Consider the following 19,506-nt stretch of genomic DNA (forward strand, 5'->3'; position numbering starts at 1 on the left):
TTTCTACTCCTTTGTGCCTATCGCATGAAAACCCCGGGCGGTTACGGTGTATCTACCGTCCAGCATCCGTACGATATACCCTTCTTCCTCGTACATGGTTAGCGTATCAATGATCGTTAACGGTGTACTCGTTATCTTACTCGCTAATTCACGGGCTGAGTATGGATTGGCAACAAGAGCTGACAGGATCTCCCCACGCCTGGGAAGCTTCACTTCGTTTTGGTTGAAGTGCACTCCGAAGTCCAGTGAGAGGCGGCTGGCAAGATCCGCAGCATCGAGGATCAGCTCAGCCCCATTTGCAATCAGGTAGTTAGTTCCTCGGGAGGTGGCTGAATAGACCGAACCCGGATAGGCGTAGATATTTCTCCCCATACGCATCGCCGCGTCCGCCGTTGTCATCGTCCCCGAATGCTTCCCCGCCTCAGTAACCAAAAGCGAAGTCGCCAAGGCTGCGATCAACCGGTTGCGTTTGGGGAAAGCGTAGCGACGGACGTATTGACCCCAGGATTCAAGCGCGATAACCGCTCCTCCAGTTCGGGGTACCCAGGAAAAGATATCCTCAGAGCTTTTGGGATAGACAAGGTCGGCACCGATGCCCGAGACGATCACCGAGGTGCCACCGGCTTCAAGCGCCCCTCTGCTCGCTGCGTGGTCACAGCCCATTGCGCCACCGGATACCACAGTGATACCGGCCTGCGCTGCCAGACGCCCCGCCTGATAAGCCAGATCGATCCCATAGGGCGTCGCCCGGCGAGCACCGATGATCGCAAGCATTGGCTGCTGCAGGATCTCCCGGTTTCCCACTCCATAGATCACCGGCAACTTCTCATAGCCATCCGCAATCTGTATGGGATAGCCGGTATCCCCTTCGTTGAGCTCAAAGCGTTCGAATTCCATGGTCGTAGATCCCTCAAACAGCTACTGCATGTTGTCTGCGGCACAGGCGTCCGCGTCGGGCTGCTTCCAGAAGATGCTTTCGTTGTCCACATCCCTCCACCGGTACACGCCGATCAAGTGGCGCAGGCGGGCACGGTGATGCCCGACGATGCTCAGGGCGATCATATCGAGACGGATCTTTGCCGCGTAGTGCTCAGAGAGATAGGCGAAGAGCAGCTGACGCAGGTGTCGGTATTCCTCATCGCTCACGGCGAGGTCCGGCAGTGTTTTGCTATCCCCTAGTGCCAGCTCTGTCTGAGAGAGGATCAGTACCCGTTCATCCTTATCGTCCGCTACCACATCGATGGTGCCTTGGCGGGTCTCGACGTTCTGATCGATCACGCGCAAACCTCTGCGCTTCAAAAACTCTTTGGTGACTTTGAGACCCTTTTCCCGGAGTTCCTCCTCAGTCAGGCCCTTGAGCTCTTCGACCTCTTCACTTGCAGGCTCTTCCGGCTCCGTCCCCTCTTTGGAGGCGAGATTTCGCTCCTGAGCGGAATCCTCCTCTGGTATGGTGGGTACTGGTTTGTCCTTGGACGTTGCCTGCTTATCCTTTACGGCCTTTTTCGCACGCACTGTTTTCCCTGCCATAGCAATCCTTTCGGTTGAATACTGTGGAACAGAGCGTATCAAAGGAATCTGACTGCATCGGACACCCAAAATCGCAGGAATCTGACGCAGGGGTATGCCGAGACATCGAAGCGCTCAGTACTGCGTCCCTTGGACAAAATGCGTGCAGAAGGTCGCCCGGTGGTACGGGGTGAGACCATAGCGCTTAATAGCTGCGATATGGTCCGCAGAGCCGTACCCCTTACAGCGATCCCATCCGTAGGCAGGATACTCTTGGGAGACTTGTTCCATATAGTGATCACGCGTCACTTTGGCCACGATGGAAGCGGCGGCGATACAGGCCACCCGAGCATCACCTTTCACGAGGCACTTCTCTTTGGGATGGACGTGTGCGGGGTTGCCGTCGATCAGCACACAGTCTGGCTCTATCCTGCAGCCCTTGATGGCTTGGGCCATTGCGAAGCGGAGCGCCTTAGCCATACCCAGCTCGTCGATCTTCTCAGCGGAGACGATACCAAAGCCGATCGCTGTTGCTACATCCGCAATCTGTGAGGCCAGCTCTTCGCGCCGTTGTGGGGACAGCTGCTTGGAATCGTTGATACCCCAGACCTTCGGCCCCTGTGGGAGGGCTACAGCCCCGACATACAGAGGTCCCGCTATAGCCCCACGCCCTACTTCGTCGACGCCGATCACGACGCCGGTGCCACCCATTTGGACCTGTAGGTCATACATCTCCTGGACGCGGTTGCGCTCCTTCGTTTCAAGCTCTAAGCGCCGCTCTGCCGACTTGCAGGCAGCCTGCACCTGTTTTCTCCTATCAGAGCGATGGATCTGGATCAGCTTCGGAAGCCCCTCCACCGAAGCCTCGTGGAGTTGTTCCACAATCGCGTGCGCGGTATTTCTCTTCTCGACCATGTGAGCCTATTCTTCGATCCATAAGAAAAGAGGACCGCCTGTAAGCGACCCTCTATACCCCATCAATACCAGCAAACTCTATTGACGACGTTCACGCAGACGTGCAGCCTTACCTACACGGTCACGTAGGTAGTAGAGCTTTGCACGGTTGACATCGCCGTGACGTACGATGTTCAGCGACGCGATCTTCGGGCTGTTCACCGGGAAGGTACGCTCGACGCCGACGCCGAAACTGACCTTACGGACGGTGAAAGTCTCACAAGCACCGGAGCCGCTCATGCGGATAACGTCACCCTGAAAGACCTGCTCACGCTCACGGTCGCCTTCCTTAATGCGGTAGTGAACCTGAACGTTGTCACCGACATGGACCTGTGGGATGTCCTCACGGATCTGCTGACGCTCAATTGCGCGAATGTAATCCATTGTGATTTCCTTATCTCTAGAGGTGCCGCCGCACAAGCGTTCGACACATAGGTTGACACGCAAGTATTTAGTATAACCGGATGCAGCAGCTCAAGCAACACGCTCAGCCATTCATACAAAAGCCACGTTTGGCACAAAAAGGGGCTCTTCGCTACTTATGGTGGGTAGCATATCTGCATCCCCTTGAGGGTGTGGCCTTTAAACGGTAGGATTTTCCCCGACAGGAGGCTGCGTTCCTAAGGTGCGATATGGATGCTTAAGGCAGGCATGCTAGCAAGGCTCTTTAAGAGGTCCCAGGGGACTCAGCGACGAGTGGGAGGTCACGGGTGTCTGGTTTAAGAAGCGCGAGGAAGCGCAAGACGAGCTCCATGTGAGGGTGGCGCACAGGAAGGGCCAGGCGGTGGAGTGCCCCGTCTGCCACAGGAGGTGCGGCACCTACGACACGCGCGAGAGGACCTTGTGACATCTTAGCATCTGGCAGTGCGATACGATCGTGCACTGCGCGCTGCCCAGGGCCGACTGCTCCAAAGACGGCGTGCATGCCACAAGGATGCCCTGAAAGGTGCGCCCGAAGACGCACTTCACCGCGCTCTTCGAGGCGCAGGTGATAAGTGATGGCGCTCTTTGGCATGAGCGTCTCCGCGATAGCGCATCTGGTGCACGAGACAGCCCACGCGCATATGGTGCCTGCTGGGCAAGGCCGTAGCCGAGGCGAGGGATGCCGCCGACTACTCGGATGTCGTGCGCGTGAGCATAGACGATACCGCCCGCAAGCGCAACCAGAGCTACATCAGCATCATGGCCAACCTCGACCACCAGCGTGCCATAGCCGTCACGCAAGGCAGGGACAAGGGGGCCTTAGGCAGGCTCTGAGACGAGCTTAAGGAGCACGCAGGGGACCGCACGAAGGTCTTAGAGGTCATACGCGACATGGCTTAAGGCATACTCGCTGGGGGGGCGGCGCCAAGATGCCCCAGGCCATACAGAGCGTGGACAGCTTCCATGTGGTGCAGCTCCTGATGAGGGCGACAGACCCTGTGAGGTGCCAAGAGCGGCGCGAGTCGGCGGAGAAGTACAAGGCAGCTTGCCCAGACGAAGTACCTGTGGCTGAAGAAGAAGGAGTCGCTCACAAAGCGCCAGCTTGCCAGGAGGGAGGAGCTCGACCCTGCGAAGGCCCATCTCAGGGAGGCACGCGCCTGCCAGATGGGAGAGGCGCTGCAGGACGTCTATTCATGCGCAGACAGGGAATCGGCGGCAGAGGCCCCAGAGCGCCTCTGCTCGTGGATGATGCACTCTGCCGTGGCCGAGATGAAGAGCGTGGCGAGGACGCTCAGGAAGGAGCGGGAAGGGATCCTCAACTGGTGGAAGAGGGGATCTACCAACTCGTTCCTGGAAGGCCTCAACTCGGTCGTCCAGTCCGCCCGCAGCATCGCCAGGGGCTTCAGGAGCATTGCCTACTTCAGGACGATGATCTTGCTCAGGCTGGGCCGTCTGGACTTCACGGCCCAGAGGCAGCTGGCATACGCTACCCACTAGAAACAGCGAAGAGCCTAAAAAGGGAGGCCCATCGCTTAGGACAGGCCTCCGGAACGGTTGTTTAGAAGCTACCGTTATCTCTTCTCAACAGGGACAGGGCCACCGTTGGAGTGGATCTTCGCCTGTGCTGCCGCCAGACGTGCGATAGGCACACGGTACGGTGAGCAGGAGACGTAGTCGAGGCCCAGATCGTAGTACATTTGGATGGACTCAGGATCGCCACCGGTCTCACCGCAGACACCGCAGATGATGTTCGGGTTGCCCTTGTGGCCGCCCCTGACGCCCATGTCAACCAGCTGAGCGACACCCTTGTCGAGCGTAGCGAACGGGTTGGTCTTGACGATCTTGCGATCGAAGTAGACCGGCATGAACGTGCCCTCAGCGTCGTCACGGGAGAAGCCCAGGCAAGTCTGGGTCAGGTCGTTGGTACCGAAGGAGAAGAAGTCAGAGTGGTGTGCGATGTCCTCAGACATAATCGCGCAGCGCGGAAGCTCAACCATGTTGCCGATAGGAATGTCGAGCTCGACGCCGTACTCATCAGAGACCTTCTTGATCTCGTCCTCAATCTGCTTGCGGATCTGCTTGATCTCCTCTTCGAAGGCGATCAGCGGGATCATGATCTCAGTCTTGGGGTGATAGCCCTGTTGGATCAGCTCAGCGGTTGCGGAAACGATTGCTCTGACCTGCATATCATTGAGCTCAGGATAGACAAGGCCCAGACGGCAGCCACGAAGGCCGAGCATCGGGTTTGCCTCCTGGAAGGAGTCGAGCTTCGTCAGGAGCTCGCGCTTCTTGGTGCAGTCTTTGCCTGCAGCCTCCTCCTTGGCAATCTCAACCTCGAGGTCACGCGGGTTGTCGAGGAACTCGTGCAGAGGCGGGTCAAGCAGACGGACGATAACGGTCTTGCCATCCATCGCCTTGAACATACCCAGGAAATCACCCTTCTGAGCCTCGCCCAGCTTCTCCAGGGACTCCTTCTTCACGTCGTCGTCCTCAGCCAGGATGAAGTTCTGGATAAGCTGCTTGCGGTCGCCCAGGAACATGTGCTCAGTACGGTCAAGGCCGATGCCCTCAGCACCGTTGTCAGCGGAGAGCTGTGCGTCTGCCGGGTTATCAGCATTCGCACGCACGCCCATGATGCGGCCACGCTTTGGGTTCAGACGGATCTCGTCTGCCCAGTCAAGGATGGTCTTGAGGTCGCCGCCGAGCTGCGGACGGATCAGAGGAACCTCACCGAGGATAACATCACCGGTGGAGCCGTCGATGGAGATAACGTCGCCCTCGTGCAGGACTACGTCGCTGCCGGAGACGGTGACGGTCCTGTTCGGCGCATCGATGTTCAGCGCTTCAACGCCGCAGACGCACGGAGCGCCCATACCACGGGCGATAACGGCTGCGTGTGAGGTCTTGCCGCCGTGAGAGGTCAGGATGCCCTCTGCGTCGACCATGCCCTTGAGGTCATCAGGGGTGGTCTCCCAACGGACCAGGATGGAAGGCTTGCCCTCCTTCTTGAACTTCTCAGCGTCCTCAGAGGAGAAGACAACACCGCCAGTAGCTGCGCCCGGGGATGCATTCAGGCCCTTAGCGAAGACATCGTATTTCGCATTGGGGTCAAATTGCGGGTGCAGAAGTTGGTCGAGCTGCTCAGGAGCGACACGGGTAACTGCAGTCTCCTTGGAGATGCGGCCCTCGTTGTACATATCGATAGCGACTTTGAGTGCGGAGAGTGCGGTACGCTTGCCGACACGGGTCTGGAGCATCCAAAGCTTGCCCTGTTCAATAGTGAACTCGAGGTCCATCATATCCGCGTAGTGATCCTCGAGGATCTCAAATACATGATAGAGCTCTTTGCCTGCCTCTTCGAGGCCCGGGGTCTTTGGAAGCTCAGAGATCGGCTGAGTGTTACGGATGCCTGCAACGACGTCCTCGCCCTGTGCATTGACCAAAAAGTCGCCGTAGCGCTCGTTGGTACCGTCAGCCGGGTTCCGGGTGAAGGCGACGCCGGTTGCAGAGGTATTACCCTTATTGCCGAAGACCATAACCTGGACGTTGACTGCGGTGCCCAGGTCGTCTGGAATCTTGTTCTGCTGACGATACAGGATTGCACGCGGGGTGTTCCAGGATCCGAAGACTGCCTGCTCTGCAAGGCGAAGCTGCAGGTACGGATCAGTCGGGAAGACTGGCTTGCCACCAACAACAACCTCAGGATACTTCTTGGAGTCAACGTTGTCGGAGAAGATCTGCTTGTAGATCGGGATCAGTGACTTGAGGTCGTCTGCATCGAGCTCAGTATCGAGCTTAACGCCTTTCTCTGCCTTCTTCTTGTTGAGGGCATCCTCAAAGAGCTGGCCGTCGACGCCCATAACGACATCAGAGAACATCGTGATAAAACGACGGTATGAGTCCCACGCGAAACGCGGATTGTTGGTCTGCTTGATGAGGCCCTGCACAGAATCGTCGTTCAGGCCGAGGTTCAGAACCGTATCCATCATGCCCGGCATAGAGAACGGTGCACCGGAACGGACGGAGACCAGCAGCGGATCACCCTTGTCGCCGAGCTTCTTGCCCATGCGCTCCTCGAGGTCCTTGCGATATTTGTCGATCTCGTCGAGGACACCGTCAGGCCACACATTTCCCGCGCTGGAATATGCCACGCAGGTCTGGCAGCTGATCGTGAATCCCGGAGGTACCGGAAGGCCGATGTTTGCCATCTCTGCTAGGTTTGCACCTTTACCGCCTGTGATCCACTTAGCTTCATCTACGGTCTTGCCGGCGGTTTCCGTAACATTGTTACCGTTGGCGTCATTGCCAAAGCGGTAAATATGTTTCTCAGCCATAGCACTCCTTTGCATCTCTGCTTGTTTACCTATCTGAAATGCCTAGTTCAAACCTCGAATTAGCCGCATCCACTATGAATTATATACAAGTAGTTCAAATGTTTAAACAAGAACACCCATTCAACCGTTCGCCAAAGAGTACTTGCAAATAGTTGAATGAGCGTCTACATGGTCAAACTCTTTACTGCTTGTTGCGCAGTGCGCCGATTTGCTCGGAGGGCTCCTGATCCGTTAGACCTGAGATAACGGTGATTGCCGGCCCCATCAGATCGATCGAAGGGATGTCGCGCTGGTTGCACGCGTCTCTGACTTCGCGGCGAAGCGCTGCCGTACCGAGGGTGTGGAACACTGCGATCGGCCGGTCCCCCTCTTTCTGCTCGTTGAGGAACTTCTCAACCTCGTCGATGTTCTTGACGTGGGTCAGTCTCACGACGTCAATCGCGTCATCGTCGAACTGAGCCGCGGCGGCGTCAACGACCGCAGAGGCGGTGGTACCCAGTGAGTCAGAGATAACCAAGATCTTGGGCTTCGGCGCCTTGTAATCGAGCTGAAGTGTATCCATGCTTCATATCCCCCTTACGTTGTGTACAGCATACGTTGAAAGAGCTTACTTGCCTCTCTCTATAAATCCTAAAACAAATCGGCCAAGGTAGCTTACTTTGTTCGTGAAAGGCAGCTGATATCGGCGACATCCACAAAAATATTGGAGAATCTGTTGAGAAGGCGCAGATGGTTGTCCTTGACCTGCTCATCCTTATCCATCACGAGCACCTCGTCGAAGAAGGTGTCGATCGGTTCCTTCAGGTCCGCAAGCACGCTCAGCGCTCCCGCATAGTCGTGGTTGTCAAGCGAGGTCTTGACCTTCGCCTCACCGCTCTCGCAGGCGTCAAGCAAAGCGCGCTCCGGATCGGTGAGCATGCTTTCGTCCACCTGATCGCCGAGCTTGGGGTCCGCCAGATGTGAGGCGCGCTTAAAGGCGGTCGCGACGTCCTCGACGACCTCTGGCTCATTGTTGCGCGCAGACTCAAGCGCCTTGGCGCGGGCCAAGAACTCCGAGGGGTCAATGATATCGACAGCGGCAACCGCGTCGATGACATCCGGGTCGATCTTCTCGTCCTTCGCGATGCTCTTTAAGCGACCCTGGAAGAACTTCTTGACCTGCTCCGTAACCTTTGCCTTGTCAAACTCAAGCCCCTGCTCAGCGTAGGCATCGAGCCCGGTGCTGATGAGGCCTGTGAGTGACACCTTGGGCATCTGGCGCAGCATCTGGATGACGCCGATCGCGGAACGGCGGATCGCAAACGGGTCAGAGGAGCCGGTCGGTGGCTCATCGATCACGAACATGCCGAGGATTGTATCGAGCTTGTCTGCGATCGCAGCACAGCAGCCGACCGCGCTTGACGGGATCTCGTCGCCGGCAAACCGTGGACGGTAGTGCTCGCGGATCGCGGTGCAGACCTCGTCCGGCTCACCGGCAGCTTTGGCATAATAGCCGCCCATGACGCCCTGCTGGCTCGTGAACTCGACAACCGCCTGGGTGACGAGGTCAGCCTTGGCCAGATAGGCGGCACGCTTCGCCATCCCCATCTTGTCGTCGCTCATCTCGTCTTCCCGAGCGCAGGCGCCCGCGATCTTCACCATGCGGTTCGTCTTGTCGTAGATGGTGCCGAGCTTTTCCTGGAAGACGACACCCCTGAGCTTCGGGGCGTAGTACTCGAGCGGATGCTTGAGGTCTTCCTCGTAGAAGAACTGGGCATCGTCGAGGCGTGCGGTCACGACGCGTTCGTTACCTTCGATCACGGTCTCATTCACGCGGGGATCAGCATTGGAGACCACGACGAACTCGCGGGTCAGATTGCCGTCACGATCATAGATCGGGAAATAGCGCTGGTTGGTGAGCATCGACTCGCAGATGATCTCGTGGGGGACTTTGAGGAACTTCTCATCGAACTTGCCCACCAGAACCGTCGGCCACTCGCAGAGGTTGACGACCTCGTCGAAGACCTTCTTCGGGGTATCCACATGGGCGCCGTTGCGCTCTGCCTCAACCTTCTTGATACCGTCAAGGATGACCTGGCGGCGCTCTCTCTCACCCATCACGCCGACTCTCTTGAGGACCTCAACGTACTCAGAAGGCTCCTTCACCGTGTGAGCGCCCGGCCCTAGCACGCGGTGACCCTGAGTGGTGTTGCCACTCGTGACACCCGCATAGGTGACGGGTACGACCTCAGAACCGAGCAACGCGCAGATCCAGCGGATCGGGCGCACAAAGGTCTCGGTCTCGGAGCCCCAGCGTTGTGAGCGGTAGTTCGGCCAGGTGAGCCCACCGATCGTATCGTGGGAAAGTGTGGAGAGGATGCCGATCGCCCTGCGAGCCGGAACGAAGTTCTCTGCGAAGACGTAGGTCTTGCCATCGGTGTCCTCTTTGACCGTGAGCTCCCCCGGCTTCAGGTGGAATTTGCGCGCGAAGCCCTGGGCCGCCTTGGTCGGCTTCCCGTCCTTGTCAAAGGCGATGGCGGCATTCGGGCCGCGTCTGACCTCGTGGATCTCCTCAGTCGCAGTCGCCATGTCCTTGACCATGACCGTAAGCCGACGTGGGGTTGAGAAGGTTGAGACCTCACCGTAGGCCAGGCCCTCCTGTCTGAGCCCCTTCTCAACTAAGGTCTTGAGTTGTTTTTGAGCGTTCATCAATGGGGCGCTCGGCATCTCTTCAGTGCCGATCTCCAACAGAAAATCCTCGGTTTCAGCCATAGTACTTATGCGACCTTCCCACTCTGTTTGTCAGCAGATGCAACGTGCGCCAGATAGGATTCGCAGCACGCCTTCGTGAGATTGCGCACCCTGAGGATGTAGTTGGCGCGCCCAGTCTGCGAGATAGCACCGCGCGCATCGAGCAGGTTGAAGGCATGGCTGCATTTCATCACGCAGTCGTAGGCGGGAAGCGGCAGCTTGTGGTCGAGGCAGGAGTGGCACTCACGCTCGTAGTCGTCGAACTTGTTCTTCACCATGTCCACGTCGGCGACCTCAAAGTTGTAAGTCGAGAACTCGACCTCGTTCTCGTGAAACACGTCCCCGTACGTCATCGGTGTCCCATCCGGCAGATAGGACCAGACGATATCGTAGACGGAGTTCTTCTTCTGGGCGTACATGCAGATGCGCTCGAGGCCGTAGGTGATCTCAATCGGGACCGGGTTGACTTCAATGCCGCCGACCTGCTGGAAGTAGGTGTATTGGGTGACCTCCATACCGTCCATCCAGACTTCCCAGCCTAATCCCCAAGCACCGAGCGTCGGGGATTCCCAGTCATCCTCGACAAAGCGCACATCGTGGTCCGCCGGATCCAGACCGATCGTGGCAAGTGAGCCGAGGTAGAGATCCTGTGAGTCAACCGGGCAGGGCTTCAGAAGCACTTGGAACTGATAGTAGTGCTGTAAGCGATTCGGGTTGTCGCCGTAGCGACCGTCAGTCGGGCGGCGGCAGGGTTGCGGATAGCAGGTTCTCCAGGAGTTGGGACCCAACGAGCGGAGCAAAGTTGCGGTATGGAAGGTACCGGCACCCACCTCGGAGTCGTACGGCTGCATCACGGTGCAACCTTGGTTAGCCCAATAGTGTTCAAGTTTCAAAATCATATCTTGAAACGTGAGCGGCTCTGTGCTCATTGAAATCTCTCCTTTGTCTTCAGACGCCCCTACAGCCTATGCGCATCTTGTACGGGCCAGAATATGAACAGGCCATGTGAGGTGACTGAACTCACACTCACCGGTCCAAAGTAGCGGGAATCAAGTGAATTGGTGCGGCTGTCCCCCATCACCCAGATGCATCCGTCAGGAACAGTATAGGGATATTGGATCTCTGCGATGCGCGCCGAGTGCTGCGTTAAGGGGTAGCTCGGTTTGCCTTCGGTATAGGGCTCATCCTGTGCGACCCCATCGATGTAGAGCACGCCGTCGCGCAGGTCGACGGTCTGCCCGGCAGTGGCGATCACGCGTTTGATGAGCGTCGTGGAGGAATCATCGGGATCGATAAAGGTGACGACCTCGCCAGCCTGCGGAGTCCTGAAGTGGTAGCTCAGCTTTTCCCCGATCAGGCGGTCGCCTAACTGGATCGTGTCGAGCATGGAGCCGGAGGGCACCTCATAGATCTCGGCTACAAAGGCCCGGATTGTGAGCGCCGCGGCGACGGCGATACCGATCACGGCAATCCATTCGCCCACTGCACGCGCAGTTGAGACCTCTGTCTTATTGCCGTTCGCCATGTGCTTTGCCATGCTCCTCCTTCAACTCCGCAAGATAGGCTTGATCCTCCTGAGAAAGTTCTACATTTTCCAACAGATCCGGGCGCCACTTCAAGGTGCGTTCGAGCGCATTTCTATGTTGCCATGCCGCGATCGCCTCATGGTTTCCGGAGCGCAAAATCTCTGGCACTTCCCGGCCCTCGAAGTTCGCCGGACGGGTGTATTGCTCATACTCCAGAAGCCCGGTCTCAAAGGACTCATCACGGGCGGAATGGGAATCCCCCAGCGCCCCGGGCAGGAGGCGCACGACCGAGTCGATCACCACAAGTGAGGCAAGCTCAGCACCGGTCATAATATAGTCACCGATCGAGTACACCTCATCGGCGAGCTCATAGCAGCGCTCATCCATTCCCTCGTAGCGTCCACAGACAAAGAGGACCCGCCTCTCATGTGAGAGCTTCTCCGCCGCCGCTTGGTCAAAACGTTTGCCGCAGGGTGAAAAAAAGATCACGTGGGGCGGGACCTCGCCCTGCGCAGAGACTGAACGGACCGCCTCGAAGATAGGCTCCGGCTTCATCAGCATGCCCTGCTTGCCCCCAAGGGGGGCATCGTCGACCGTGCGGTGTCGATCATGGGTCCAATCGCGCAGATTGTAGGCATTGAACGAAAAGATATCGCGTTCTAAGGCACGCCCTAGGATGGAGGCGTGAATGTATGAATCAAAGACCTCAGGGATTACGGAGATGCAGTCGAATTCCATTATTCCTGCTCCCCCGTATCGATCGTGCCTTCCGATACATGCACGACGATGGGATCCTCGGGTGGGATCGTAGCCACCACCGAGGGAATTACCGGAATCGTGTACTCATGCTCCTCAGCCCCCACGACCCAGACATCGTTGGCAGGACCGGTGTAGATCTCTTTGATGGTTCCCAGATCCCCCAGATTGGGATCGGTGACGCGGCGCCTCAACAGATGCTGGGCGTCGTGCAGGTCGAAGCCTTCGGGCAGGTCCTTCGCATCAGCTAGCAGATAGCGCCCGCGCAGGGGTTCTGAATCACCGAGGCCGTCGATACCGGAGAGCTTGATCTGGTCGCCGTGCTCCCCGGGTTTGACCGCCACGACCTTACGCCACCGCGGCCCTTTGAGATGCGGTGGTACAACACAGAGCGAGAGCCCCGTATGAATAAGTGAGGGAAGGCCGTCGGCGGGAACCGCCACGACCTCCCCTCTTCTTCCATGCGTTTTGACGATATACGCTATGACACGATAATCGGGCATGTGTCAGCCCAACACCTCAACTTCGACATCTGTTCCGACACGCTGGCCCAGCGCACGCGACAAGGTACGGATAGCCTTGATCGTGCGGCCCCGCCGACCGATGACTCGGCCCGCATCCGCTTCAGCGCAGCTGACTTCGATCAGGGTGCCCTCATCCGAGTCAGTGACATCAAGCGATACGGCATCCTGGTCATCGACCAGCCCGCACACGATGTACTCGACCAGATCGGCTACCTTGTCGGAAGGAAGCTCTTCGTCCTTAGCGGTCTGCTCTGTCGGTTCTGTTTTTTCTTCTGCCATAGTAGCTACTCAGCGTGGTCAGCATTATCTGCGGCGGCAGCTGCATCCTCTGCAGCCTTCTGAGCCTTAGCCTGAGCCCTCTTGGAAAGCCTCTGCTTCTTCTTAGGTGCCGGTGCACCGGTACGGACAATGTCGATCAGGTGGGCAACCGCACTCGAAGGTTGTGCGCCCTGAGCGATCCAAGCGTCAACCTTCTCGAGGTCGAGCTCAATGGTTTTCGGGTTGGTCAGCGGGTTATAGCGGCCGACTTCCTCAAGGGGGCGACCGTCGCGCTTCTCGCGACCGTCTACAACGACAACACGATAGTATGGATGTTTTTTGGCTCCGTGACGAGCAAGGCGAATCTTAACTGCCAATGAAAACTCCTCTAGACGCGCGGCTCCGGATATAGGTTGTGAGTTGTGTGAGCCGCTTTATTTACACACACTGCTATATATTATGACTTCGCCTGCGCGCTTCAAGGTGCCCTTTCTGTGAATTCTCGGTTCCACCACGCTTCCTCCCCAGAAATATTTACTAGGTAGATTTCTGTCCCCTGTACACCACCATAGCCCGGCTATTCTGACTCATCGCACTATATTGCACTGAGTCTTGCGTCAACTAAGGTGTCTTCACAGCTGTAGCTGTAAAGACACGGTTGAGACCTTATGGCTGGCAAGTACGAAAAGCACAAGCGATACGACAGATTGAGCCTTGCGAAAAGAAGCTCCATTGAGCATGGGCTAGATGGCGGATTAGTATTCTGAGTGCAACAGGATAGTCCCGCTCCACAGAGACGTGACGCGCTTCTGAAGGCTACGACATTGGTTGTCTCAATCAACGTCGAAAGCTGGAAGGAATGTGCCACTACAAGCATCGTATGCCCACAGGAGAGGAACTGCATAGTCGAGCTGCGTGTGGCACAAGGGAAGCTCCATCGGATTCATCGCACACAAGATCGGCAGGGACAGATCCAGCGTCTGCCACAAGGCGAGAAAAACGAGCGGCACAAACGCTTTAGCGCCTGTGCGACCCAAAAGGAGGGCAGCTGCCCGCTCACGGCAGATACAGGCTGAAAAGGAGGCGCTCAGACTCTGCGCTTGCTCATTGTAAGACGAGCGTTGATCCCCAAGCAGACAGACGACATCTCAGGCTCGAGTATGGTGTCAGCTGCGTCGTTGAGCTTCTCGACTATTCTGCAGGCAGGCCCAGGCCACCACCCTCGAGTTGCCAGGTGTGCCACCATCTGCGCAGGAAGGGGAAGCGAATCTGCAGCAAGAGGCCTAAGACCCAAGGCAAGGTCGAGATCTCACACAGCCTAAAGGATAGGCCCAAGCAGGCAGATGTAGGCTCGCACCTCGGTGACTGGGTAGACGACACGCTTATAGAAGTAGGGCCTGTATGCCTGCTTGCGCTTGCCAACAGAGCGTCCAGGCTCCTTGTCGCGAGAAGATGGCACCACGACAGCGCCGATGTCTTGAAGGCCGAGATCGAACTTTTGCTGGACCGTTCCTTTAAGACAATCACCCCTGAGCGGGGCAAGCAGTTCGCAGGGCATGCAGGGCTCACAAAGGCCCTTTGAGGCGTGCAGTTCTGCTTCTGCGAGCTACACCACCTATGGCAGAAGCCGACGGTTAAGAACACTGACGGCCTCATCTGCGAGTTCCTCTTGAAGGGGGCAGACTTTAGCAGGGTAGCAGACGGGGAGGTCCGACATACAGTGGGGCTGATCTGCGACAGGGCGAGGAAGGTCCTGGAATACAAGACAGCCAACGAGGTCTACAAGGGGATGGTGCGCTCAGTTTGACAATCTGCCCTGTCAAGGAAACGCTTGTGGCAGCCACCGCAGTGCTACTGCGGGCGCATGAGATACACAAACAGAGGTATGCCACTACCACATCCATGTAGCCTATATGGTGAAATACGCACAAACGCTTGCAGATGAAATGCGGCATCGATATGAGCGAAGAGGATACAGCGCACACAGTTGCCCACATACAAGATAAACTCGCCTGCGGGCTTTCCCCTAAGCAGATAGCAACTACCTCTCCTGTTCCAGTAGCTGTCTCCACTATCTATCGCTGGGTCCACAGACGGTATAGCTATTATGTCTGCCGTGGACTTAAGGCGATCTGTGGGCTATAGGCCCTTGAATTCCCATTGCTAGGGAAACGACAAAAGGTAAGGCGGCGGTCCATGGAGACCTACAGTGGCGCTTGCAGATGCGTTCGTCGGGAGGGGTCGGCATGGAGCGCTACAGCTATCTTAACATCACCGAGCGGGAGGACATTACGGTTTGCTGGAGGGGCCACAAGGAGGTGAGCCGGATAGCCGCGAGATCGGGCGGAATAAGTCAACGGTCTCCAGGGAGATTGCGAGGAACGGCTGGGACGGCGCGCCTACAGGGCCTCGACCGCGCAGTCGAGGGCGAGTACCAGGAGGTTCGCCTGCAGGCGGCCCAGGGCGCTCGACGACCCCACGCCGCGCTCCCTGGGGGCCTCCCTCATCTGAGACAGGCACTGGTCCTCAGAGCAGGTGGCGGGCAGGCTGCGCATGGAGCGGCCGAGCGAGGCGGTGAGTAGAAGTGCCACCTACCGCGCCGTGAACGCGGGGGACTTCGACTGCTGTTAAAGTCAACCCCAGGCTTACCGATTTGAGCAATATATCTGCACCAGCCGGGGCAATGGAATCAGCCAGAATCGGTGCCTGCGCCCTCCTTTGAGAGAGGCTAGCTGCAGGCAGGTCCTTGATCCTGTAGGAGCTTCCCGTGATGCGTATGAGATGGCAGCGGTAGTATAGCCTGTCGGCTATAGCTAAGGCTATAGGCGCATTGCCGAAGACGTCGGCCCACATGCTATTCCTACGCTTACCGACGCACCCCTCTTATAGCTTATCGAGACAATCTGGAAGATGAGACCAGTGCCCCCATTGTCGATCTACAGGTATCTAAGCTTGTCTGCTATCAGATGCGACAGATGCAAGTAGAAGCGCATCCTGCGCTTAAGCTACCCCCTTGTCTGCCGCCCTCACAAGGTCTTCGATGGAGATGCTGGTAGCCGATGAACTACTCCAGCCTGCACTGCCTTACGGCCTTAACGCCGTATACGTGGGTAAGGTGCATCTTGCCCCACGCTGGGGTCCCCGACAACTATCGCGTTCTCGTGTCGGCCCCACCTGTCCCAGCGTGGGCGAGCTCCTCGATGCCGGATGTGGCCACGCTTTGCTGGAAGGACCAATAGATGTCCTGAAGTGTCTTCACACAAGGCAAGCTCGCCTTTGCTCTGAGAATTCAAGCTCTGTCAACAACCAAGGGACGCCGATCCCGCCTGAGGATCTGCCCCATCTCTTTGAGCAGTTCTACTGTTCTGACAAGGCGCGCGCCCAGGAGACCGGAGGCTTTGAGTTAGGGCTCACAATCGCTAAGTCGATTGCTGAGACACACGGTGGTACGATAGGGGTCACCAGTGATGCAGATCACGGTACTACCTTCACCGTACGTCTCCCTAAGGCCCAAACCCATGACTCAAAATAAGGAATGGCACGGACGCGCCATAGGACTCCTCGACCTTGATGCCTTCTTCGCCTCCGTCGAAATACTAGACCATCCTGAATGGAGGGGAAAGCCGCTGATCGTTGGCGGCAGGGCCAAAGATCGTGGGGTTGTCTCGACCGCCTCCTATGAGGCGCGCAGGTACGGCGTGCATTCCGCAATGCCCTCTTCATATGCTGAGCGACTGTGCCCACAGGCGATTTGGGTCAAACCCCATTTCGACCACTACCGCGCACTCTCACACCAAGTCATGCGACTCATCCTGAATGAGACGCCGCTCGTGGAGCAGATGTCAATCGATGAGGCCTATTTCGACGTTACGCCGGGCCGCTATTCCAATGAGGATCCCCGCGCGATCTGCTACCGCCTGATGGATGAGGTAGCTGCGCTTGGCATCAGCTGCTCAATCGGCCTTTCCACCACCAAGACCATCTCTAAGATCGCTTCAGAAAAATATAAGCCCCACGGCTTTTGCGCTGTAGAACCCGGCCAAGAACGCGTGTTTTTGGCTCCCCTACCAATCTCCGCGATGAGCGGGATCGGAAAAGCCACCGCAAAGAAGCTCACGACCTACGGGATGCGCACCATCGGCGATATCGCAGAGGCGGATACCGAAGAATTGACCCGCCTATTAGGCGTGATGGGTCCGCGGCTTAAAATCCGTGCTCAAGGCAAAGACTACAGCCCAGTCCGTCCAGCAGCAGAGCGCCGGCAGGCCAAATCGATCTCCTCAGAGCGCACCTTTCCGCGCGACCTCATAACGTTTCCCGACCTCCGCTCGGCAGTCAAAGCCGTCTCAGAGCATACGGGCAGACGATTGCGCGCGGACAATCTGAAGGGTACGACGGTCACGCTCAAACTGCGCTATTCCGACCTTTCCATCCATACCGCTCAGATGGGGCTCACGGCCCCCACCGACGACAGCCACACCATCGCCGCGGCAGGGCAAAAACTCTTAGAGCAGCTCTGGCACTCCCCACAGCCAGTCCGCCTTGTCGGTATCGGCATCTCGGGCTTTGACAATCCCAAGCCTCGGCAGCTCCAGCTTCCCCTCGACGGGAAGCAGCTGGACACAGCCGATTCAGCGGAACAGGAGCGGGACAACCGGCTCCTTAAAGCCACCGATGATATCCAACGCCGCTTTGGCTCACAGGCACTCTCCTATGGGCGTGACATCCGCCTTAACAATTTGGGTTCTCAATCAGACACTGATTCCCCATCAGACCATCGCTATTAGTTCTTTTTACTCTGCTTTCGTATCCGCGGCCCCTTCGAGGTCCAGCGGCACCCGTTGGGCGTCTCCCCAGAGATGCTCGAGGCGATAAAACTTTCTGGTCTCGTAGTCGAAGACGTGCACGACGACCGAGCCGTAGTCCATCAGAATCCAATGGGAACTCTCTCGGCCCTCGATCGAGTAGGGCTTCTCGTCGCAATTGACTCTGACCTTCTCTTCGATCTCATCGATGATCGAATCCGCCATACGCCTATTGGCGGCGGTGGCGATCACAAAGTAGTCGCAGACATCGGAGATGCTCCGAAGGTCAAGCATCACAATGTCGGTGGCCTTTTTCTTGTCGGCCGCCATCGCGGCGACTTTCGCAAGTTCTGTTGAGGTAACACTCATGGTTGATTCCTTTGTTCCATCATCTCATTATAAATCGTGACTGTACCCGGGTAGAGATAGCGGCCGGTCCTCACCACATAGACGATGCCTCCGGTAAAGGAAGTCCAATAGAGGTCCGGAAGCGTTACTTTCCCCACCATCTCACGAATATGCTGGATATCTGGATGCGCAGTCCGGTAGGGCTCAATACCATCAGCAGTGAAGATAATCATATCAAGTGGGGTCATGTCAGAGGCTCCGATTGTGTGGCGCCCGACCGCCTGCAGCTCTGCTTGGGTCAGCTCAGGATAACGTACCCGCAGGTCGTTCTCGGCGACAATCCCATGGAGCAGCGGCACTACCTTGGTAAGGGGTACCCCTAGATCGACCTTCTGCTCGGTCGCCCGCTCGATCAGCTCACCCGGTGTCAGGGCCTTGTCCCAGTCGTGGAGGATTCCCGCAACCCGGGCCGGATAGGGGTCCACCCCGTAGAGGGTAGCCATGTATTCAGCAGTTTTTGCAACGGACAGGCTGTGCTGCAGCCGGTGCGGCTTCGCCCTGAGCTGGACCTTGATATCGCGCTCCAGTTTCTCTATCTCTGCGCGCTGTGATGCGGTATAGTCAACCGACACCTCAGGAAAATCCCATGTTTTAGTCGGCATACTTACCTGCCTTCGCCCCGTACAGTTGATGTTTGTGGATATAGCCGGTCACAGAGTCCGGCGTAAGATAACGGAGGGACTGCCCCTTCGCCACCCGTGATCTGAGATAGCTCGAGGAGATCGCCAACGCGGGGATTTCAAGGTAGATCACGTTGAAGTCGATCCCGGAGTCATCGATTGCCCTGCTCGCCCGGTCCAGGTTGTAGCCTGGCCGCGTCGCGCCGACAAAGGTCGCGAGCTTCGCCAGGTCTTCGGAGTGGTTCCACGTGACGATATCTGCGATTGCGTCAGCGCCGGTGATGAAGTAGATCTCCACGTTGTCGGGATAGTAGTCACGCAAGAGTCTCAGCGTATCGGAAGTGTAGGTAATGCCCGCGCGGTCGATCTCAAAGCGGCTCGGGTAGAAGTGCGGATTGTCTGAGGTCGCCAGAAGGGTCATCGCGTAGCGGTCCTCACCTGAGGTCACCTTTTTGTGCTGTTTGAACGCGGGTCTCCCTGCTGTCATGAACACCACAATATCCAGATCCAGATCAGCATAGGCCTGCTCTGCCGCAACCAGGTGTCCATTATGGATCGGGTCAAAGGTCCCACCCATAATGCCCAGTCGGTAGGTACGGTCCGGATTCGTACCCAATATCGGTAAATCGTAGCGCTTATCGGCCATCCGCTGCTTTTCAACT

At 57.3% G+C, this 19,506-nt stretch carries 24 protein-coding genes and 2 pseudogenes; 8 read left to right on the forward strand and 18 right to left on the reverse strand.

The features are described 5' to 3' along the window. Positions 1–3: 3 nt before the first annotated feature. The 4 genes from J4859_RS09420 to rplS form a co-directional block, all read right to left on the reverse strand. The gene (locus tag J4859_RS09420; protein ID WP_212329346.1) at positions 4–897 is read right to left on the reverse strand and encodes a DNA-processing protein DprA; all 894 of its coding nucleotides are present in this window, start codon (positions 895–897) and stop codon (positions 4–6) included. Positions 898–918: 21 nt separating this feature from the next. After that, complete coding sequence (locus J4859_RS09425) at positions 919–1,527, reverse strand: YraN family protein (RefSeq protein WP_212329348.1); 609 nt, start codon at positions 1,525–1,527, stop codon at positions 919–921. A 114-nt stretch (positions 1,528–1,641) separates the two neighbouring features. Beyond that, complete coding sequence (locus tag J4859_RS09430; protein ID WP_212329350.1) at positions 1,642–2,421, reverse strand: ribonuclease HII; 780 nt, start codon at positions 2,419–2,421, stop codon at positions 1,642–1,644. Positions 2,422–2,499: 78 nt separating this feature from the next. Beyond that, a complete protein-coding gene (gene rplS / locus J4859_RS09435) occupies positions 2,500–2,844 on the reverse strand; it encodes a 50S ribosomal protein L19 (RefSeq protein ID WP_212329352.1) in 345 nt (114 codons plus the stop codon). Positions 2,845–3,585: 741 nt separating this feature from the next. Here rplS and J4859_RS16970 point away from each other — a divergent pair. From J4859_RS16970 to J4859_RS09440, 3 genes and pseudogenes are all read left to right on the forward strand, one after another. Next, positions 3,586–3,717: a hypothetical protein gene (locus J4859_RS16970; protein WP_256436711.1), complete on the forward strand. Its 132-nt coding sequence runs from the start codon at positions 3,586–3,588 to the stop codon at positions 3,715–3,717. A gap of 95 nt (positions 3,718–3,812) precedes the next feature. Continuing rightward, positions 3,813–3,897, forward strand: a pseudogene (locus tag J4859_RS17725) (hypothetical protein); the annotation flags it as partial. A 24-nt stretch (positions 3,898–3,921) separates the two neighbouring features. Beyond that, positions 3,922–4,380, forward strand: a pseudogene (locus J4859_RS09440) (transposase); the annotation flags it as partial. Between the two features lie 74 nt (positions 4,381–4,454). Here J4859_RS09440 and ppdK read toward each other — a convergent pair. The 9 genes from ppdK to rpsP all read right to left on the reverse strand — a co-directional run bounded on the left by ppdK (position 4,455) and on the right by rpsP (position 13,388). After that, positions 4,455–7,217, reverse strand: coding sequence for a pyruvate, phosphate dikinase (gene ppdK, locus J4859_RS09445; protein WP_212329356.1), 2,763 nt, complete (start codon positions 7,215–7,217; stop codon positions 4,455–4,457). A 181-nt stretch (positions 7,218–7,398) separates the two neighbouring features. After that, positions 7,399–7,779: a kinase/pyrophosphorylase gene (locus J4859_RS09450; RefSeq protein WP_212329358.1), complete on the reverse strand. Its 381-nt coding sequence runs from the start codon at positions 7,777–7,779 to the stop codon at positions 7,399–7,401. A gap of 92 nt (positions 7,780–7,871) precedes the next feature. Beyond that, positions 7,872–9,968: a glycine--tRNA ligase subunit beta gene (gene glyS / locus J4859_RS09455; protein WP_212329359.1), complete on the reverse strand. Its 2,097-nt coding sequence runs from the start codon at positions 9,966–9,968 to the stop codon at positions 7,872–7,874. A gap of 5 nt (positions 9,969–9,973) precedes the next feature. Next, complete coding sequence (locus J4859_RS09460; protein WP_212329361.1) at positions 9,974–10,876, reverse strand: glycine--tRNA ligase subunit alpha; 903 nt, start codon at positions 10,874–10,876, stop codon at positions 9,974–9,976. Positions 10,877–10,905: 29 nt separating this feature from the next. After that, positions 10,906–11,484, reverse strand: coding sequence for a signal peptidase I (gene lepB / locus J4859_RS09465; protein ID WP_249113584.1), 579 nt, complete (start codon positions 11,482–11,484; stop codon positions 10,906–10,908). Continuing rightward, a complete protein-coding gene (trmD, locus tag J4859_RS09470; RefSeq protein WP_212329363.1) occupies positions 11,456–12,211 on the reverse strand; it encodes a tRNA (guanosine(37)-N1)-methyltransferase TrmD in 756 nt (251 codons plus the stop codon). The genes lepB and trmD overlap by 29 nt, the downstream gene beginning before the upstream one ends. Next, entirely contained in the window at positions 12,211–12,732 is a 522-nt protein-coding gene (locus tag J4859_RS09475; protein ID WP_212329365.1) for a ribosome maturation factor RimM, read from the reverse strand. Before J4859_RS09475 ends, trmD begins: the two co-directional genes overlap by 1 nt. A gap of 3 nt (positions 12,733–12,735) precedes the next feature. Beyond that, complete coding sequence (locus J4859_RS09480) at positions 12,736–13,032, reverse strand: KH domain-containing protein (protein ID WP_212329366.1); 297 nt, start codon at positions 13,030–13,032, stop codon at positions 12,736–12,738. 5 nt (positions 13,033–13,037) lie between these two features. Beyond that, positions 13,038–13,388 (reverse strand): 30S ribosomal protein S16, encoded by a 351-nt coding sequence (gene rpsP, locus J4859_RS09485; protein ID WP_212329368.1) that lies wholly within the window; start codon positions 13,386–13,388, stop codon positions 13,038–13,040. 447 nt (positions 13,389–13,835) lie between these two features. Here rpsP and J4859_RS09490 point away from each other — a divergent pair, with 447 nt between their 5' ends. The 3 genes from J4859_RS09490 (at position 13,836) to J4859_RS09500 (ending at position 14,818) form a co-directional block, all read left to right on the forward strand. Then, entirely contained in the window at positions 13,836–14,087 is a 252-nt protein-coding gene (locus J4859_RS09490) for a hypothetical protein (protein WP_212329370.1), read from the forward strand. Positions 14,088–14,245: 158 nt separating this feature from the next. Beyond that, the gene (locus J4859_RS09495; RefSeq protein ID WP_212329372.1) at positions 14,246–14,593 is read left to right on the forward strand and encodes a hypothetical protein; all 348 of its coding nucleotides are present in this window, start codon (positions 14,246–14,248) and stop codon (positions 14,591–14,593) included. 3 nt (positions 14,594–14,596) lie between these two features. Then, positions 14,597–14,818: a hypothetical protein gene (locus tag J4859_RS09500; RefSeq protein WP_212329373.1), complete on the forward strand. Its 222-nt coding sequence runs from the start codon at positions 14,597–14,599 to the stop codon at positions 14,816–14,818. A gap of 592 nt (positions 14,819–15,410) precedes the next feature. On the opposite strand, the gene J4859_RS09505 is transcribed toward J4859_RS09500, so the two are convergent. Together J4859_RS09505 and J4859_RS17730 are read right to left on the reverse strand one after the other, a co-directional pair. Continuing rightward, entirely contained in the window at positions 15,411–15,602 is a 192-nt protein-coding gene (locus J4859_RS09505; protein WP_212329374.1) for a hypothetical protein, read from the reverse strand. Beyond that, positions 15,538–15,864 (reverse strand): ATP-binding protein, encoded by a 327-nt coding sequence (locus tag J4859_RS17730; RefSeq protein WP_371812020.1) that lies wholly within the window; start codon positions 15,862–15,864, stop codon positions 15,538–15,540. Before J4859_RS17730 ends, J4859_RS09505 begins: the two co-directional genes overlap by 65 nt. A gap of 187 nt (positions 15,865–16,051) precedes the next feature. Between J4859_RS17730 and J4859_RS09510 the strand changes: the two genes are divergently transcribed. Next, positions 16,052–16,543: a cell wall metabolism sensor histidine kinase WalK gene (locus J4859_RS09510; RefSeq protein ID WP_212329375.1), complete on the forward strand. Its 492-nt coding sequence runs from the start codon at positions 16,052–16,054 to the stop codon at positions 16,541–16,543. Next, the gene (gene dinB / locus J4859_RS09515; protein ID WP_212329376.1) at positions 16,530–17,798 is read left to right on the forward strand and encodes a DNA polymerase IV; all 1,269 of its coding nucleotides are present in this window, start codon (positions 16,530–16,532) and stop codon (positions 17,796–17,798) included. Before J4859_RS09510 ends, dinB begins: the two co-directional genes overlap by 14 nt. 6 nt (positions 17,799–17,804) lie before the next feature. Here the strand turns inward: dinB and rsfS are convergent, their stop codons facing one another. Genes rsfS through nadD form a run of 3 tightly spaced genes read right to left on the reverse strand, consistent with a single transcriptional unit; the run spans position 17,805 to position 19,490 of the window. Further along, complete coding sequence (gene rsfS / locus J4859_RS09520) at positions 17,805–18,185, reverse strand: ribosome silencing factor (RefSeq protein ID WP_212329377.1); 381 nt, start codon at positions 18,183–18,185, stop codon at positions 17,805–17,807. Beyond that, positions 18,182–18,826, reverse strand: coding sequence for a bis(5'-nucleosyl)-tetraphosphatase (symmetrical) YqeK (gene yqeK / locus J4859_RS09525; RefSeq protein ID WP_212329378.1), 645 nt, complete (start codon positions 18,824–18,826; stop codon positions 18,182–18,184). The genes rsfS and yqeK overlap by 4 nt, the downstream gene beginning before the upstream one ends. Continuing rightward, positions 18,816–19,490, reverse strand: a complete 675-nt coding sequence (gene nadD, locus J4859_RS09530) for a nicotinate-nucleotide adenylyltransferase (RefSeq protein ID WP_212329380.1) — start codon at positions 19,488–19,490, stop codon at positions 18,816–18,818. Before nadD ends, yqeK begins: the two co-directional genes overlap by 11 nt. Positions 19,491–19,506: the final 16 nt, after the last annotated feature.

The organism is Atopobium sp. oral taxon 416, from assembly GCF_018128285.1.
GTDB lineage: Bacteria > Actinomycetota > Coriobacteriia > Coriobacteriales > Atopobiaceae > Olsenella_L.

What these genes read in the sequence shown, in the direction of transcription:
- J4859_RS09420 (WP_212329346.1), bottom strand. Translation starts at nt 897, where the DNA reads ATGGAATTCGAACGCTTTGAGCTCAACGAAGGGGATACCGGCTATCCC.
- J4859_RS09425 (WP_212329348.1), bottom strand. Translation starts at nt 1,527, where the DNA reads ATGGCAGGGAAAACAGTGCGTGCGAAAAAGGCCGTAAAGGATAAGCAG.
- J4859_RS09430 (WP_212329350.1), bottom strand. Translation starts at nt 2,421, where the DNA reads ATGGTCGAGAAGAGAAATACCGCGCACGCGATTGTGGAACAACTCCAC.
- rplS (WP_212329352.1), bottom strand. Translation starts at nt 2,844, where the DNA reads ATGGATTACATTCGCGCAATTGAGCGTCAGCAGATCCGTGAGGACATC.
- ppdK (WP_212329356.1), bottom strand. Translation starts at nt 7,217, where the DNA reads ATGGCTGAGAAACATATTTACCGCTTTGGCAATGACGCCAACGGTAAC.
- J4859_RS09450 (WP_212329358.1), bottom strand. Translation starts at nt 7,779, where the DNA reads ATGGATACACTTCAGCTCGATTACAAGGCGCCGAAGCCCAAGATCTTG.
- glyS (WP_212329359.1), bottom strand. Translation starts at nt 9,968, where the DNA reads ATGGCTGAAACCGAGGATTTTCTGTTGGAGATCGGCACTGAAGAGATG.
- J4859_RS09460 (WP_212329361.1), bottom strand. Translation starts at nt 10,876, where the DNA reads ATGAGCACAGAGCCGCTCACGTTTCAAGATATGATTTTGAAACTTGAA.
- lepB (WP_249113584.1), bottom strand. Translation starts at nt 11,484, where the DNA reads ATGGCAAAGCACATGGCGAACGGCAATAAGACAGAGGTCTCAACTGCG.
- trmD (WP_212329363.1), bottom strand. Translation starts at nt 12,211, where the DNA reads ATGGAATTCGACTGCATCTCCGTAATCCCTGAGGTCTTTGATTCATAC.
- J4859_RS09475 (WP_212329365.1), bottom strand. Translation starts at nt 12,732, where the DNA reads ATGCCCGATTATCGTGTCATAGCGTATATCGTCAAAACGCATGGAAGA.
- J4859_RS09480 (WP_212329366.1), bottom strand. Translation starts at nt 13,032, where the DNA reads ATGGCAGAAGAAAAAACAGAACCGACAGAGCAGACCGCTAAGGACGAA.
- J4859_RS17730 (WP_371812020.1), bottom strand. Translation starts at nt 15,864, where the DNA reads ATGTGGGCCGACGTCTTCGGCAATGCGCCTATAGCCTTAGCTATAGCC.
- J4859_RS09510 (WP_212329375.1), top strand. Translation starts at nt 16,052, where the DNA reads ATGGAGATGCTGGTAGCCGATGAACTACTCCAGCCTGCACTGCCTTAC.
- dinB (WP_212329376.1), top strand. Translation starts at nt 16,530, where the DNA reads ATGACTCAAAATAAGGAATGGCACGGACGCGCCATAGGACTCCTCGAC.
- rsfS (WP_212329377.1), bottom strand. Translation starts at nt 18,185, where the DNA reads ATGAGTGTTACCTCAACAGAACTTGCGAAAGTCGCCGCGATGGCGGCC.
- yqeK (WP_212329378.1), bottom strand. Translation starts at nt 18,826, where the DNA reads ATGCCGACTAAAACATGGGATTTTCCTGAGGTGTCGGTTGACTATACC.
- nadD (WP_212329380.1), bottom strand. Translation starts at nt 19,490, where the DNA reads ATGGCCGATAAGCGCTACGATTTACCGATATTGGGTACGAATCCGGAC.